We start from the raw sequence: 15,223 nt of genomic DNA on the forward strand, positions 1-15,223 counted from the left end.
GAGGGGACAGGCCCGCCGCAGGCGTTCCCGCCACCCCCGTCAGTGCGACAGCACCGGCAACCCCGGCGCCCCCGTCGGCAGCATGTGCTTCGCCGCCAGCACCGGCGTGCCGCCGGCCAGCACCACCTGCGTGACCAGCACCGCCGGCGTGTCCGCCGCCCGGCCCAGTTGTTCGCCGCGCCGGCGCCCCAGCAGCGTCGCGCTCATGCTGCTGCGCGCGGTCAGCGCGAGCCCGCGGGAGGCGGCCGTGAGCACGGAGAGCATGGACACGCCCGGCCCGGCGCCCCGCAGGCCCGCGGCGAAGGCCGGGTGCGCCGCGGCCAGCGTCTCCTCCGGCGCGGCCCATTCATGGCTGAGCGCCGCCGCCTGACCGTCCCCGGCCACCACCGACTCCCAGAACCGCAGCTCCGCGCCGGCGGGTGCGAGCAGATGCTGGGTGGTGAAGTCCGTCGGCTCCTCGACCGTCCGCACCAGGGGCCGCACGGCCAGCGGCGCCCCCTGGGACAGCACCTCCTCGAGCGGCTGGATGCGCTCGTAACCGCGTTTGCGCACCTGGTCGTTGACCGTCCGTCCGACGCCGCGCCGCACCGACAGCAGGCCGTCCTCCTGGAGCAGCAGCAGGGCCTCGCGCAGCGCGGGCCTGCTGACCCCGAGCTCGGTGGCGAGCCGCGGCTCGGACGGCAGGGTGGAGCCCGGCGGGTAGACGCCCTCGCGGATGGCGTCCGCGATCCGCTCGTACAGGACGACGACCGGTCTGCGCTGCTGCCGGCTGGCTGCCACGTGCCCTCCTCGGATCACCTGTCGGCAAGCTATGCGAGGGCGCACACCGCTGGCAAAAGACCCCTCGCCCGCGATCTTGTCTGACAAGCCCCACAGGGTCGGCCGTCGGTCCGTGTCGTAATCTGACGTCATGTCCGAGACAGCGCCTGCCGACGGCGCCGGCCGTTCCTATCCGGTCGCCGGTGAACGCGTCGGCCTGCGCCGTTGCACCTACGAGGACGCCGCCGAGTTCACGGCGTACGCCCGGCGGAGCACCGCGCACCACCGGCCCTGGCTCTTCCCGCCGCTCACCGAGGACGACTACGCGGCCTACGCGGAGCGCCTCATCGAGGACCCGGCGCGCGCCGGTTTCCTCGTCTGTGAGCGGCCCACCGGCAGGATCGCCGGGTACATCAACGTCAACAACATCGTCCACGGGGCGTTTCTCAGCGGTGCCGTCGGCTACGGGGCCTTCGCACACGCACTCGGCCGCGGCCTGATGGGCGAGGGCCTGCGGCTGCTGGTCGCCCATGCCTTCTCCGGCGGCGGCCTCGGCCTGCACCGGCTGGAGGCCAACATCCAGCCGGGCAACACGGCCTCGCTCGGGCTCGTGCGGTCCGTCGGGTTCCGTCTGGAGGGCTACTCGCCCGACTTCCTGTACATCGACGGCGCCTGGCGCGACCACGAGCGCTGGGCGATCACCCGGGAGATGACGGACCGCGCCCGACGGCGGCGGCCTGTGTAGTCGGCGTCCCTGGCCCGGGGGTACCGCTCAGGCCGCGGCGGGCTTGCGGTCGACGTACTCGAAGACCGACCCGTCGGGGTGGACGGCGATCAGATTCCGGCCGACAGGCGTCTCCAAGGGGCCCGCGAGCACCCGGGCGCCGACCTCGTTGAGTGTGGCGTACGCGTCGTCCACGTCCTTGACGGCGATCGTCGCCGACACCTTCCGCAGGATCTCCAGTTCGGACTCCGGCCCGCTCATCAGCAGGAAGCAGCCGACGGCCGCGACGGAGACCCCGCCGCGCTCGAAGCGCAGCGGCGGGGCGCCGGTGAGGCGTTCGTAGAAGGCCGCGGAGGCTTCCAGGTCGTCGACGCAGATGCGGAGTGTGGTTCCGAGGATCTCCATACGGACGAGGGTAGTTGGCGCCCCGGCCCGACGGCAGCGGGAGTGCGGGACCCGCCCCGCCGGCCGTCGGAGCGGCATGCCGTGAGGGTCCCGCGCGTCCGGCCGCCGGAGCAGCGCGCCGTGCGCGACCCGCCCGTCACACCCGGCAGAGCAGTTCGCCGTGCGGCACCGTGAACCAGGCGTCGGGCTGTTCGCCCCAGGCGCGCCAGCCCGCCGCGATCGCCTCGAGCTGTTCCCTGGACGCATGGCCGCCCTCCACGGCGATCCGCGCGTACCCCGACGCGGCCGTCCGGTCCGCCCACAGGCCGCTCCACCACGCGCGGTCGGCGGGTGCGGCGAAGCACCATGCCGCCGCGCCGGGGGTGATGTCGGTGAAGCCCGCGGCACGGGCCCAGGACAGCAGCCGGCGGCCGGCGTCGGGTTCGCCGCCGTTGGCGCGGGCGACGCGCCGGTAGAGCTCCAGCCACTCGTCCAGTACCGGAGGCTCGGGGTACCAGCTGAACGCCGCGTAGTCGCTGTCGCGTACGGCGACCACTCCGCCGGGCCGGCACACCCGACGCATCTCGCGCAGCGCCCGCACCGGGTCCCCGACGTGCTGGAGCACCTGGTGGGCGTGGACGACGTCGAAGGAGTCGTCGGCGAAGTCCAGGTCGTGGACATCCGCGACCGCGACGCGGACGTTGTCCAGGCCGCGCCGCTCCGCGTACTCCCGGGCCTGCCCGAGCACGCCCTGCGCGGCGTCGACGGCCGTGACCCGCCCCGGTGCGACCAGTTCCGCGAGGTCGGCGGTGATGGTGCCGGGGCCGCAGCCCACGTCCAGCACGTCGAGGCCGGGCCGGAGTTCGCCGATCAGGTACGCCGCGGAGTTGGCGGCGGTGCGCCAGGTGTGGGAGCGCAGCACGGACTCGTGGTGCCCGTGGGTGTAGACGGCGGTCTCCTGCGGCATGACGTCTCCTTCTGCTGAGGCGAGTACAGCCGTAAACTACGCCTCCGTCCCGCATTGCGAGACCCATGTCTTGCCATGTGGACAGTGATTGCTGTGGGCGCAGGCCGCTAGAGCAGAGACTGCGGGCGGTATACCGTCAGCGCCTCCGTGATCTTGTCCACCACCAACTCCCTCGGGGCATCCGCCACTTCACCGTCGTAGGCGAGCAGCGTGCCCGGCGCCAGGCCGCCGATCCGCAGATGGCGCAGCCGCTGCGCCGCATGGACGGGGGAGCGGTTCAGCCTGCCCGCCAGGGCCGCCCCGAGCAGCCGCCAGCCGGGGGCCCGGCCGGCGTGCACCACGCGGACGTCCAGCAGGCCGTCCACGAGGTTCTGCCGGTGGCCCGGTGTGGGATCGATGCCCTTGTAGACGCCGTTGCCCGCGAACAGCAGCCACAGCGGGCGCCGCCGCCCCTGCACCTCGGCCTCGAGCGGACGCCGCCCGCGCAGCACCAGTGACGCCGCCAGCACACCGGCGGGCCAGCTGCCGATCCGGGGTGACCAGTGCTCCCTGATGCGCACGAGATCCGGGTACACGCCGAGGCTGAAGGTGTTCAGGAAGTGGCCCGGCTCCGCGCTGCCGCCCGGGCCCGGTGTGAACCGCCCCAGGTCCACCCGCACCGCGTCCCCGGCGGCGAGCGCGCGGCAGGTGTCGTGGAGCGACTCGATGCCCAGGTCGTACGCGAAGTGGTTGAGCGTGCCCCCGGGGAAGACGGCCAGCGGTACGCCGTGCTCCGCCGCGACCGCCGCGGCCCGGTTGACCGTCCCGTCCCCGCCGACGATGCCCAGCGCACGGCCGCGCCCCGCCGCCTTCTCCAGTTCGGCGCGCAGCTCGTCGGGTGCGCACTCCACCACCTCGGCGAGCGGCAGCGCCTCCCGCACCAGCGGTGCCATGTCCGCCGAGCCGGACTCACGGTTGACGATCACGACCAGGCCCTCGCCGCCGGCCAGCGACGGCGCCTCGGCGTGCGGGGTGCCGGGCGCGGGCAGCTGCGACCTCGTCGGAACCGCGCCCCGCACCGCGAAGGCGGCTCCCACACCGAGCGCCGCGCCGGCGAGCACGTCGCTCGGATAGTGCACGCCCGTGTAGATCCGCGAGAACGCGACGGACACCGCCACGGGCGCGACGACCGCGCCCCACGCCTTGGACTCCAGCGCGACCCCGGTCGCGAACGCCGCCGCCGACGCGGCGTGCCCGGACGGGAAGGACGTGGTGAACGGCTGCCGCTTCAGCTGCCGTATCACCGGAACCGCGTCGAGCAGCGGCCGTGCCCTGCGCACGGACCGCTTCCCGACGGTGTTGATGACGGCTGAGGCGACGGCGAGGGAGGCGACACCGCGCACCGCCGCCCGCCGCGAACGGGTGCCGCGCCCCAGTGCGGCGATACCCGCGGCGGTGCCGAACCAGAGCAGCCCGTGGTTGGCGCTGCGGCTCAGCCTCGGCAGCACCGGCTCGGCGGCCGGCCACTCCCGTGCCGCCACGGCGTGCAGCAGCCGCCGGTCCCAGCCGCTGAGCAGGGCCGGGGCCCGGCGGCGCAGCGGTTGTACTCCTTGTACGTGAGCGTCGGACATGTTCGGCGGATACCCCGAGCCCCGTCCCGTTACGCCGGTCGGCATTCCACGGGCCGAGGGCCGGCGGCCCGCAGGGCAGGCCCGGAACGTTCGCGGGGCGGGGGCGGCCGATCCTTCGTATAAAGGGCTCGTGGGCCGGGCAGACGTTCCGGGGTGCGAGGCACGGCGGAGGTGGGTGCGATGACGGGCACGGATGCGGAAGGCCGCGGACCCGTCCGTTACGGACCGCCCGCTCCCGGGGCGGGACTGCCCGTGCTGCCCGGCCTGAGCGCCGTGCTCGCGGCGGCCGCCGGGGCGGCGGAGGGCGAGCCGCCCGGTGGCGGGCCGACGCTGCGCGAGGCGGCCTGCGGGTACTGGTGGCGGCGCGGGCTGCGCACCCGTCCGGGTGAGGTGGTCGCGGCGTCCGGCGCCCAGTCCCTGCTCTTCGCGCTGCTCGGCGCGTACGAAGGCGACGTACTGATGCCCCGTCCGTGCCCCGCCTGGTGGACGCCGCAGGTGAGGCTGCTGGGACGGCCCGCCTACCACGTGCCGGTCCCCGCGGAGTGCGGCGGCGTCCCGGACCCGTTCGCGCTGCTGGAGACGGTGCGCCGGGTACGGGCGGAGGGCGGCCGGCCCCGGCTGCTGCTGCTGTCCGTCGCCGACGACCCGACCGCCACCGTCGCGCCGCCGGAGACCGTGCGCGAGGCGTGCGAGGCGGCGCTCGGCGAGGGCCTGCACATCGTCAGCGACGAGACCTGGCGCGACACGGTGCACGAGCCGCACGAGACGGTGCTGGTCAGTCCTGCCGAGATGTATCCCGAGGACGTGACGGTCATCAGCGACCTCGCGGGCGCGCTCACCCCGTCGTCCTGGCCGGTCGCCGTCGCCCGCTTCCCGAGGGGGGAGCGCGGCGCGGCCCGGCGCGCCAGGACCCTGGACGTCCTCACGGCGCTCGGGGCCGTGGTCCCCGCGCCGGTGGCGGCGGCAGCGGCGCACGCGCTCGACGAGCCCGGGGAGATCACCGACCGCGCGGCACAGGCGGCCGCGCTCCACGCGCGCGTCGCGGCCGCGGCCCACCACCTGGTGCTGACGGCCGGCGCCGTCTCCCGGCCCCCGCAGGCGGGCCGTCATCTCTACGCCGACCTGGGCCCGTTGCGCGCCGGTCTCGCGGCGCGCGGCGTCAGCGACTCCATGGAGCTCGAGGACCATCTGAGCGAGCGCCTCGACATGCCGGTGCCCGGCGGACACCGGTTCGGCGACGAACTGGGCGCCCTGCACGTACGGCTGGACACGGCGCCCTTCCTGGGCGCCACCGACGAGCAGCGGCTGGAATCGCTCGCCTCACCGGCCCCGCTGGAACTGCCGCACGTCGCGGCGGCGCTGGAGCGGCTGGGAGCGGCTTTCGAGCATCTGCGTTGAGCGATCCGCGTCGCGCCCGCAGGGCGACGGACGCGGCAGGACGAGCGCTGAAGGACCGGACCCGCGTTGATCGGAGACCCCGATGGCGAAACAGAAGGAGCGAGGGGCGGAGCATCCCGCGCCGACGGCCGCACGCCACCCGCTGCCGCGATCCCGCACCCGCCCCCTGTACGAGCAGCGCACCTGGCCCGCGTCCTTCGCCGACCGGCTGACCGCCCCGCTCCCCGGCGTGCGTGCCATGGCGCGGCTCGCCAGGGAGGGCGCGGTACGGCCCGGCCGGGACGGGCTGAGGGACATCCCGGCGCTGCCGTTCGAGCCGGGGCCGCTGCCAGACGCGGACGAGCGGACCCTCGCCGTCACCTGGGCCGGACACGCCAGCTGGGTGCTGCGGATCGGCGGGCTCACCGTCCTGACCGATCCCGTCTGGTCCCGCCGGATCTTCGGCACGCCCGTACGGATCACTCCCGTCGGCGTCCCCTGGGAAGACCTGCCGCCCGTCGACGCGGTGGTCATCAGCCACAACCACTTCGACCATCTGGACGCCCCGACCCTGCGGCGGCTGCCCCGCCGGACGCCGCTCTTCGTCCCGGCGGGCCTGGGGCGCTGGTTCCGCCGCCGCCGGTTCACACACGTCACCGAACTCGACTGGTGGGAGGGGGCGGAACTCGGCGGCGTACGGTTCGACTTCGTACCGGCGCACCACTGGTCCAAGCGCACGCTGTTCGACACCTGCCGCACTCTGTGGGGCGGCTGGGTGCTCACCGGCATCGACCCCAGGACTGCCACCAACGGCCCGTCGGTGTACTTCGCGGGCGACACCGGCTACGGCCACTGGTTCGGCGAGATCGGCCGCCGCCACCCCGGAATCGACCTCGCGCTGCTCCCCATCGGCGCGTACGCACCCCGCTGGTGGCTCAGCGACGTGCACACCGACCCGGAGGAGGCCGTACGCGCCTTCACCGACCTCGGGGCGAAGAACATGGCGCCGATGCACTGGGCGACGTTCGTGCTCTCGGCGGAGCCGGTGCTGGAACCGCTGCGGCGGCTCCGCGCCGCCTGGGAGCGCACCGGCCGGCCGCGCCACGAGCTGTGGGACCTGCCGGTCGGCGGGTCACGGGTGCTGACCGTCTGAGCCGCGCGCCGGGCGGACCCTGCGCCACAGCGCCGGACCGCCGCTGACGGCCACCGTCAGCGCGACCGCCGCGACGACGCCCTGCCACGGTTCGGCGAACAGCGCCCCGCCCAGGATGCCGATCAGCCCGTACGTCGCGGCCCACGCCAGGCACGCGGGGACGTCTCCCTTGACGAAGCGGCGCAGCGGCATCCTGGCCAGCAGGCACGCCAGCATGACCGGCACCCGCCCGGCGGGCACGAGCCGGGAGAGCACCAGCACCGTCACCCCGTGCTCGTCGAGCCCCCGCTGCGCCTGGGCGAGCCGGTCCGGCGCGGCGCGCCGGCGCAGCGCGGCGAGCCAGCGCGAGCCGTTCCTGGAGCGGACTCCGCGCCGCCCCAGCCAGTAGAGGCTCACATCGCCGGCGAACGCGGCCGCCGACGCGACGACGAAGACGAACAGCAGGGAGAACGGGGTCGTCTGGTGGAGGGCCACCACGGCCGCGGAACTGACCACCGCGCCGGTGGGCACCACCGGCACCAGCGCGCCGAGGGCCACCAGCAGGAACAGCGACGGATAGCCGACGGCCTGCTGGGTGGACTCCGGGGGAAGCTGGCGCACCGTCTGCGAGAGCTGGCCGAGCACGTCGGCGAGCTGTGCGCTCACCGGGTCCACTCCGGTCCCACCCGTTCGCAGTGCCCGAGCCGGTGCACCGTCACCTTCGGCGCCAGCTGTGCCGCCTTGCGGGCGAACTCGTCGCCGGGCGCGTAGAACTCGTGCGGCCGGATGCCGTCCATCCCGATCGGCCAGTACGTGCCGTAGTGCACCGGCACCGCCGCCCGCGGCGCGAGCCGGGCCACCGCCTGCGCCGCGCGGCCCGCGTCCAGATGGCCGTGGCCCAGGTACGGACCCCAGCCGCCGACCGGCAGCAGCGCCATGTCGACCGGGCCGACCTCGTCGGCCATCTCGTCGAACAGGCCGGTGTCGCCCGCGAAATACGTGTGCGACTCGCCGCTGACGACGAAGCCGAGGGCCGGCGAGCGGTGCGGTCCCAGCGGCAGCCGGCGCCCGTCGTGCCGCGCGGGCACGGCCCGTACGAGCAGCTCGCGCACGCGTACCTCGTCGCCCGGCGCGACCTCGGTGAGATGCAGCCCGGCCGTGCGCGCCAGCCGGCCGAGCCCCGGCACCGAACGCGTGGCGCCGCGCGGCACGACGAGCCGGGTGCCGGCCGCGAGCTTCGCGAGCGACGCCAGGTGCAGATGGTCGGAGTGCAGATGGGAGACGAGCACGGCATCGGCGACGGCGGCCTGCGGCGGCGGCAGTTCACCGCGGCGCCGGCGCAGATGGGCGAGGCGCCGTACGAACAGCGGGTCGGTCAGCACCCGTACCCCGGCGTCCTCGATCGTGCAGGTGGCATGACCCCACCAGGTGACCTCCACCGGCACGCGACGCCTCCTCGCTGTGGACCCCCGTACCGTACGAGCGTAGCCGGGCGGGAGCCGGACGGGCCGCCCGCTGTGCCACGCTGGAGACCGGCTCGGAGGTGAGGTGAACGAGGCGTGGTCGAAGGGCGATGGCGCCGGGCCGGCAGCGCGCTGGTGCGCGTGGCCGTCGTGTGGGGGGTCTCCACGCTGACGATGCTCGCGCTCGCGGGACTGCTGCCGGACTTCCGGCTCCAGTCGGACGACGGCGACAGCGTCACCAGGACCGCGGTCACCGCGGCCTGGGGTGCGGGGGCGTTCGGTCTGCTCACGGGCCTGGTCTGGCCCGTCGTCGTACGGGCGCTGCTGCTCGTACCGGCCCTGGTGCTGGGCCTGCTGGTGTTCTTCCTCAACGGCTCGCTGCTGCTGATCGCCCTGTGGCTCATCCCCGACGGCCGCGGCACCGCGAACCCGGAGACCGCGGTCGTGGTCGCCGCCGTGATGTCGGCGGTCGCCTCCGCCACCTCCACGGCGCTGGCCGTCCGCGACGACAACGCCTACCGCAGAAGACTCTCCCGGCTCGCCCACCGCCGCGGCCGCGGGAGGGCCGCCCGCGACCGTTCCGGGTCGCCGGGCACGGTCTTCCTGCAACTCGACGGCGTCGGCTACGAGGTGCTGCGCGAGGCCGCGGACAGCGGGGTGATGCCGACCGTCGCCGGCTGGCTCGGCGCCACGCACCGGCTCACGCCCTGGCGCACCGACTGGTCCAGCCAGACCGGCGCGAGCCAGCTCGGCATCCTGCACGGCACCAACCACGATGTGCCCGCCTTCCGCTGGTACGAGAAGGACACCCGCCGGATCATGGTCAGCAACCGCCCGGCGAGCGCAGCCGAACTGCAGCGGCGGGCCGTCACCCGCACCGGTGACGGCGGCCTGCTGACGGTGGACGGCGCGAGCCGGGGCAACCTCTTCAGCGGCGGCGCCGACCAGCTGGCCCTGGTGCTGTCGATCGCGGCCCGGCGCGGCAGGGGCAACCGCTCCCGGGCCGGCTACTTCGCCTACTTCTCCGATCCGGCCAACGCCGTCCGTACCGCGCTGTCCTTCGTCGCGGAGGTCGGCAGGGAGGTCGCGCAGTCGACCCGCGCCAGGCTGCGCGGGGACACGCCACGGGTCGCCCGCGGCGGTCTCTACCCGTTCATCCGGGCGTTCGCGACGGTCGTCGAGCGTGATGTGGTGGTCGCCGCGGTGATGGGGGACATGCTCGCCGGACGCCGGGCCGTCTACGCCGACCTGGTCGCCTACGACGAGGTGGCGCACCACTCTGGGCCGCACAGCGCGGACGCGCAGGCGGTGCTGGAGCGGCTGGACCGTTCGATCGCGCTGATCGCCAAGGTCGCCGAGCACGCGCCCCGCCCCTACCGGATCGTGCTGCTCTCCGACCACGGGCAGAGCCCGGGGGAGACGTTCGAGGGGGCGTACGGCCTCACCCTGAAGGATCTGGTGCGGGCCGGGTGCGGGCTGCCGGTGTCGCGGCGGGCGGAGCGCTCCAAGAGCGGCGCCGAGGCCAGGGACGCGGCCCGCGACGCCCTGCGGACCGCGCTGCACCGGCAGCCGGCCGCCGACGGCGAGGAGGAACGGCCGGCGTCGGGCTCCGAGCCGATCGTGCTGGCCTCGGGGAACCTGGCCCTGATCTCGTTCCCGGACGTGCCGTACCGCATGAGCTGCGAGGAGATCCGGCGCCGCCATCCGGCGCTGCTCGGCACGCTGGCGAACCACCCCGGCGTCGGCTTCCTGCTGGTGCGCAGCGAGGAGCACGGCTCGGTGGTGCTCGGCGCCGGCGTGGAGGTGCCCGTCGACGCGCTGAAGGACGACGACGGGCCGCTCGCCGGTTTCGGTCCCGGCGCCGCCGACGCCGTGCGCCGGACCGATTCGTTCCCGCACGTCGCCGACATCATGGTCAATTCCATGTACGACCCGAGGACCGGTGTGGTCCACGCCTTCGAGGAGCAGATCGGCTCGCACGGCGGGCTCGGCGGCGAGCAGTCGCAAGCCTTTGTGCTGTCGCCGTTCCTGCTCTCGCCGCCCGCCGCCGTGGGCGACGAGCTGATCGGTGCGGAGGAGGTGCACCGGGTGCTGCGGCGCTGGCTGCGCGAGGGCGAAGGGCCCGAGGTGCCGGTCGGACCTCCGGAGGTTTCCCGGCGGAACAGTAGAACGGAAGAAGAAGTTCCGGTTGATGGTGGTGCCGTCCCGGAGAAATAGATGTGATTTTGTCCAGCTTCTGCCGTGCCGGAGCATGTCCCGGTCCACCGCATCCCCGCGCACGCGAAAGAGGCTGTCCGACCCATGACCATGCAACAGGAACAGAGCAGGCACGCCCGCAGGTTCGGGCTGCCGATCGCGACAGCTCTGGTCATGGGCAACATCATCGGCGGCGGCATCTTCCTGCTCCCCGCGTCCGTCGCCCCGTTCGGCACCATCAGCCTCGTCGCGTTCGTGGTCCTCACCGCCGGGGCGATCGCGCTGGCGCTGGTCTTCGGCCGGCTCGCCGAGAAGCACCCCGCGACCGGCGGTCCGTACGTCTACGCGCGTGAGGCGTTCGGCGACTTCGCCGGATTCCTCGCCGCCTGGTCGTACTGGATCACCACCTGGGTCTCCAACGCGGCGCTCGCCGTCGCCGCCGTCGGCTACCTCGACGTACTGATACCGGTCCACGGCTCCCTGGCGGCCACCGTCACCGCCGCGCTGGTGCTGCAGTGGCTGCCCGCGCTCGCCAACCTCGCCGGCACCCGCTACGTGGGCGCCGTGCAGCTCGTCGCCACCGTCCTCAAGTTCGTGCCGCTGCTGCTCGTCGCCGTCGGCGGGCTGTTCTTCTTCGACACCGACAACCTCGGGCCGTTCCACGCGGGCGACCAGAGCATGGCGGGCGCGGTGTCCGCCTCGGCCGCGATCCTGCTCTTCAGCTACCTCGGCGTCGAGTCCGCCGCGGTGAGCGCCGGCGAGGTCCGCGACCCGGCGCGCAACGTCGGCCGTGCGACGATCCTGGGCACCACCGCGGCCGCCGGCGTCTACCTCCTGTGCACCCTCGCGATCTTCGGCACCGTCGCCCACGACGAACTGGTCGGCTCCACGGCCCCCTTCACCGACGCCGTCGACGCCATGTTCGGCGGCACCTGGGGCGGCGCGGCCGTCGCCTGCGCGGCCCTGGTCTCCATGGTCGGCGCGCTCAACGGCTGGACGCTCCTCAGCGCACAGACGCCGTACGCGGCGGCGAAGGACGGACTGTTCCCCCGGGTGTTCGCCACCAAGCGGCGCGGAGTGCCGACCGTCGGCGTCCTCGTCACCGTCGTCCTCGCGTCACTGCTGACCGTCTACAACTACGTCGCGGGCTCCCAGGGGGTCTTCGAGATCCTGGTCCTCGTCACGACCTTCACCGCCACCGTGCCCTACCTGCTGGCGACCGCCGCCCAGATCTTCTATCTGCTCTCCGGGCAGTCGCACCGGGTGGACCGGGGCCGCCTCGTGCGCGACGCGGTCCTCGCCGGCGCCGCCTTCGCGTTCTCCCTGTGGCTGGTCGCCGGCTCCGGCTACGCCGCCGTCTACCAGGGCGTGCTCTTCCTTTTCACCGGTGTCCTGGTGTACGCCTGGATGGCGGCCCGCAAGATCAAGGCGGCGCGGAACTAGGAGAGTGGCACATGCGCGCGGTGGTGTTCGAGGACTTCGGAAAGCAGCCCGGCATACGTGAGGTCCCCGACCCCAGGCCGGCGCGCGACGGCGTCGTCGTCAAGGTCGAGGCGACCGGGCTGTGCCGCAGCGACTGGCACGGCTGGATGGGCCACGACTCCGGCATCACCACACCGCACGTCCCAGGCCACGAACTTGCGGGCACCGTCCACTCGGTGGGCGCCGATGTGACCCGCTGGAGCCCCGGCGACCGGGTCACCGTGCCGTTCATCTGCGCCTGCGGCCGGTGCGCCGCCTGTGTCCGCGGCGCCCAGCAGGTCTGCGAGCGCCAGGAGCAGCCGGGCTTCACCCACTGGGGCTCCTTCGCCGAGTACGTCGCCCTGCGCCACGCCGACACCAATCTCGTCGCGCTCCCGGACGCCATGCCGTTCACCACCGCCGCCGGTCTGGGCTGCCGCTTCGCCACGGCCTTCCGCGCCGTCGCCGGCCAGGGGCGGGTGCGGCCCGGGGAGTGGGCCGCCGTGCACGGCTGCGGCGGGGTGGGGCTCTCCGCGGTCATGATCGCCGCCGCCTCCGGGGCCCGGGTCGTCGCCGTGGACGTCTCGCCGGGCGCGCTGGAACTGGCCCGGACCTTCGGCGCGGAGGTCTGCGTCGACGCCTCCGGCCTCGGTGAGGGCGAGGTCGCGGCTGCCGTGCGCGATGCGGCCGACGGCGGCGCACATCTGTCGCTGGACGCCCTGGGATCGCCGGTGACCTGCGTGAACTCGGTGCGGAGCCTGCGTCGGCAGGGCCGCCATGTGCAGGTCGGACTGCTCCCGGACGAGGCCCACGTGCCGATGGACCGGGTCGTCGCCCTCGAACTGGAGATCCTCGGCAGCCACGGCATGGCCGCCCACGCCTACCCGGAGATGATGGCCATGGTCGCCTCCGGGGCGCTGCGGCCGGACCTGCTGGTGACGAGGGAGATCGGCCTGGGCGACGTACCCGATGCCCTGATGGCGCTCGGCACCGCCCCCGGCCCCGGGGTCACCGTGATCACCCCCGGCGTCTGACGGCCATTACCCGCGGCGTAATCGACGGCCTCGAGGAGCGCGCGGCAGTCTGTGGGTACCGGGCCCCGGGCGGCGCACTCCGTCCGGGTTCCGGGCCTGACGACCGGCCCGTACACCTCGACGGAGGCTGATCCGCCATGTCCACGACCCTGCTCACCGGAATCTCCCGCACCACCGAGCCGCGGACCATGCTGCGCCGGTTCCTTGCCGCAGACGCCGTCGTCACCGGCGCCAACGGCGTCGCGTACGCCGCTGCTTCGGGGCCGCTCGGGCGGCTGCTCGGCGTCGACAGCACGCTGCTGGCCGGCCTCGGCGTCTTCCTCGTGGCCTACGGACTGGGCGTCGGCCTCCTCACCGCCCGTCCCCGGCCGCCGCGGGCCGGCGTCACGCTCGTCGTCGACGCCAACATCCTGTGGTCCCTCCTCAGCGTCGCCGCGCTCGTACTGTGGCTCGACCCCACCGCCGCGGGCGCGGTCTGGACGGTGCTCCAGGCACTGGCCGTCGCAGGGTTCGCCGTCCTCCAGTGGTCGGCCCTGCGCGCCGCCGCTACGGCGTGAGGGACCGCAGATACTTCACCGTCGCCGGGTCGGCCGGGAGGAACGTCTCGATGGCCAGCTCGGCGACGGTCACGTCCAGGGGCGTGTTGAACGTGGAGATCGACGAGACGAAGGAGAGCGTCCGGCCCTCGTGCTCGATCAGCAGCGGCAGCGCGAAGTACGGATACGGTGCCCCGCCCGCCGCGACGCTCCGCCCGTCACCGGCGCCCGCGGGCAGCGGATAGGCGGCGACCTCGTCGTACAGCCTGCGCAGCGCGTCGGAGCGGGCGAGCGCGATCTGCCGTTCCATCTGCTCCAGCAGATGGCCGCGCCACTCGGGCAGATTGCGGATCCTGGGCGCGAGGCCCTCGGGGTGCAGGGTGATCCGCATGGCGTTCAGCGGCGGGGCGAGCACGTGCTCCGGCAGACCGTCGAGCAGCATCGCGATGCCCCGGTTGGCGGCGAGCACGTGGTACGTGCCGTCGACGACCAGCGCGGGGTACGGCTCGTAGCCCTGCAGCAGTCGCTCCATGCCCTCGCGCAGCGCCTCCATCGCCGGGTCGCCCAGCGGCGTCTCGGCGTAACGCGGCGCGTAACCGGCGGCCAGCAGCAGCGAGTTGCGCTCCCGCACGGGCACGTCGAGATGCTCGGCGAGCCGCAGGACCATCTCCTCGCTGGGGCGCGAGCGGCCCGTCTCGACGAAGCTGATGTGGCGGGCCGAGGAACCGGCGCGCAGGGCCAGTTCGAGCTGGCTGATCCGGCGCTCCTCCCGCCAGTGGCGCAGCAGCGGCCCTACCCCGGTACCGGACACGGCAGTTGTCATAGCCAGACCGTATTACGACACGGTCCGGCGGTGCCTCAGCCCCGTGCGTTGCCCAGCAGTGCGGCGAGCGCCCGGTCGAGGTCCAGGGCGGCCGCCTCGCTGCCCGCCGGCACGGTCGCGTACGAGCGGACCAGGAACCGGCGCAGGCTCGCCGTGTCGGCCTGAAGGAGCGCGACGCCCTCCGGCGAGCGCAGCTCGATCATGGTCTGCACCCGCCCGCAGGGCCAGATGTGCACGTCGCCGTCCCCGGACGGGGCGCGCAGTCCGGCGTCGAGGAGGCTTCGGGCGAAGGTCCAGGTCACGCCGGTGTCGTTCAGGCAGGCCTCCGAGGGGAAGACCATGTGGACGGCGTACGGGTCGGTGTCGCTGTAGCGCAGGACCACGGGGACGGCCAGGGAGTGCGGCGCATCGCTGATGAGGCGGGTCCGGACGGATTGCTCGATGGTCGATGACATCGCTCGCTCCTCTGCTGCTGTGCGGTTCCGCTCCCGTGCACGTACGTCGGCACCGGCAGGCTGAGGCCTGTGCAGCGACGCCAGTGGCGCGTGTGACCTGCATCACCAAGACTGAAACGATTGCGCCAGGATGGCTAGGGTTTTGCGCCAAGACATATCCCCGTAAAGGGGATACCTGGCTGGTTACGCGCGGGTATCGGCCGACGTCGGGCGGCCGTACTTCCGGTGGGAGAGGCCCCGGCCGGACGGGGGTTTCCGGCCGGGGCGGTCACAGGGCGTGGATGCGAACGGCGGTCGCCTCT

The 15,223-nt window shown here is 74.0% G+C and carries 15 protein-coding genes; 7 read left to right on the plus strand and 8 right to left on the minus strand.

All coding sequences use genetic code 11. The annotated features are described in order from the left end of the window. Positions 1-39: 39 nt before the first annotated feature. Positions 40-780, minus strand: coding sequence for a GntR family transcriptional regulator (locus OGH68_RS31245; RefSeq protein WP_264248715.1), 741 nt, complete (start codon positions 778-780; stop codon positions 40-42). Between the two features lie 130 nt (positions 781-910). Here OGH68_RS31245 and OGH68_RS31250 point away from each other — a divergent pair, with 130 nt between their 5' ends. Then, positions 911-1,504 (plus strand): GNAT family N-acetyltransferase, encoded by a 594-nt coding sequence (locus tag OGH68_RS31250; protein WP_264248717.1) that lies wholly within the window; start codon positions 911-913, stop codon positions 1,502-1,504. Positions 1,505-1,531: 27 nt separating this feature from the next. Here the strand turns inward: OGH68_RS31250 and OGH68_RS31255 are convergent, their stop codons facing one another. From OGH68_RS31255 to OGH68_RS31265, 3 genes are all read right to left on the minus strand, one after another. Next, positions 1,532-1,888, minus strand: a complete 357-nt coding sequence (locus OGH68_RS31255; protein ID WP_264248718.1) for a VOC family protein — start codon at positions 1,886-1,888, stop codon at positions 1,532-1,534. 136 nt (positions 1,889-2,024) lie between these two features. Continuing rightward, a complete protein-coding gene (locus tag OGH68_RS31260) occupies positions 2,025-2,834 on the minus strand; it encodes a class I SAM-dependent methyltransferase (RefSeq protein WP_264248719.1) in 810 nt (269 codons plus the stop codon). A 107-nt stretch (positions 2,835-2,941) separates the two neighbouring features. Continuing rightward, positions 2,942-4,444: a bifunctional phosphatase PAP2/diacylglycerol kinase family protein gene (locus OGH68_RS31265; RefSeq protein WP_264248721.1), complete on the minus strand. Its 1,503-nt coding sequence runs from the start codon at positions 4,442-4,444 to the stop codon at positions 2,942-2,944. Between the two features lie 180 nt (positions 4,445-4,624). Between OGH68_RS31265 and OGH68_RS31270 the strand changes: the two genes are divergently transcribed. After that, positions 4,625-5,842, plus strand: coding sequence for an aminotransferase class I/II-fold pyridoxal phosphate-dependent enzyme (locus OGH68_RS31270; protein ID WP_264248722.1), 1,218 nt, complete (start codon positions 4,625-4,627; stop codon positions 5,840-5,842). Between the two features lie 82 nt (positions 5,843-5,924). Continuing rightward, positions 5,925-6,974, plus strand: coding sequence for an MBL fold metallo-hydrolase (locus tag OGH68_RS31275; RefSeq protein WP_264248723.1), 1,050 nt, complete (start codon positions 5,925-5,927; stop codon positions 6,972-6,974). Here OGH68_RS31275 and OGH68_RS31280 read toward each other — a convergent pair. Continuing rightward, complete coding sequence (locus tag OGH68_RS31280; protein WP_413471054.1) at positions 6,954-7,619, minus strand: DedA family protein; 666 nt, start codon at positions 7,617-7,619, stop codon at positions 6,954-6,956. The two genes, OGH68_RS31275 and OGH68_RS31280, sit on opposite strands and share 21 nt — an antisense overlap. After that, on the minus strand, positions 7,616-8,398 hold the full coding sequence (locus OGH68_RS31285; protein ID WP_264248724.1) for an MBL fold metallo-hydrolase: 783 nt from the start codon (positions 8,396-8,398) through the stop codon (positions 7,616-7,618). Before OGH68_RS31285 ends, OGH68_RS31280 begins: the two co-directional genes overlap by 4 nt. Before the next feature lie 114 nt (positions 8,399-8,512). Between OGH68_RS31285 and OGH68_RS31290 the strand changes: the two genes are divergently transcribed. The 4 genes from OGH68_RS31290 (at position 8,513) to OGH68_RS31305 (ending at position 13,664) form a co-directional block, all read left to right on the plus strand. Then, entirely contained in the window at positions 8,513-10,633 is a 2,121-nt protein-coding gene (locus OGH68_RS31290) for a phage holin family protein (protein WP_264248725.1), read from the plus strand. A gap of 84 nt (positions 10,634-10,717) precedes the next feature. Beyond that, entirely contained in the window at positions 10,718-12,055 is a 1,338-nt protein-coding gene (locus OGH68_RS31295) for an amino acid permease (RefSeq protein ID WP_264248726.1), read from the plus strand. Positions 12,056-12,066: 11 nt separating this feature from the next. After that, entirely contained in the window at positions 12,067-13,107 is a 1,041-nt protein-coding gene (locus OGH68_RS31300) for a zinc-dependent alcohol dehydrogenase family protein (RefSeq protein ID WP_264248727.1), read from the plus strand. A gap of 137 nt (positions 13,108-13,244) precedes the next feature. Next, positions 13,245-13,664, plus strand: a complete 420-nt coding sequence (locus OGH68_RS31305) for a hypothetical protein (protein WP_264248728.1) — start codon at positions 13,245-13,247, stop codon at positions 13,662-13,664. On the opposite strand, the gene OGH68_RS31310 is transcribed toward OGH68_RS31305, so the two are convergent. Both OGH68_RS31310 and OGH68_RS31315 read right to left on the minus strand, forming a co-directional pair. Next, positions 13,654-14,466 (minus strand): helix-turn-helix domain-containing protein, encoded by an 813-nt coding sequence (locus OGH68_RS31310; protein WP_264248730.1) that lies wholly within the window; start codon positions 14,464-14,466, stop codon positions 13,654-13,656. The genes OGH68_RS31305 and OGH68_RS31310 overlap by 11 nt on opposite strands. 35 nt (positions 14,467-14,501) lie before the next feature. After that, positions 14,502-14,921, minus strand: a complete 420-nt coding sequence (locus OGH68_RS31315; RefSeq protein ID WP_264248731.1) for an SsgA family sporulation/cell division regulator — start codon at positions 14,919-14,921, stop codon at positions 14,502-14,504. Between the last annotated feature and the right edge of the window lie 302 nt (positions 14,922-15,223).

Origin of the sequence: Streptomyces peucetius (genome assembly GCF_025854275.1) — a bacterium.
Lineage (GTDB): Bacteria > Actinomycetota > Actinomycetes > Streptomycetales > Streptomycetaceae > Streptomyces > Streptomyces peucetius_A.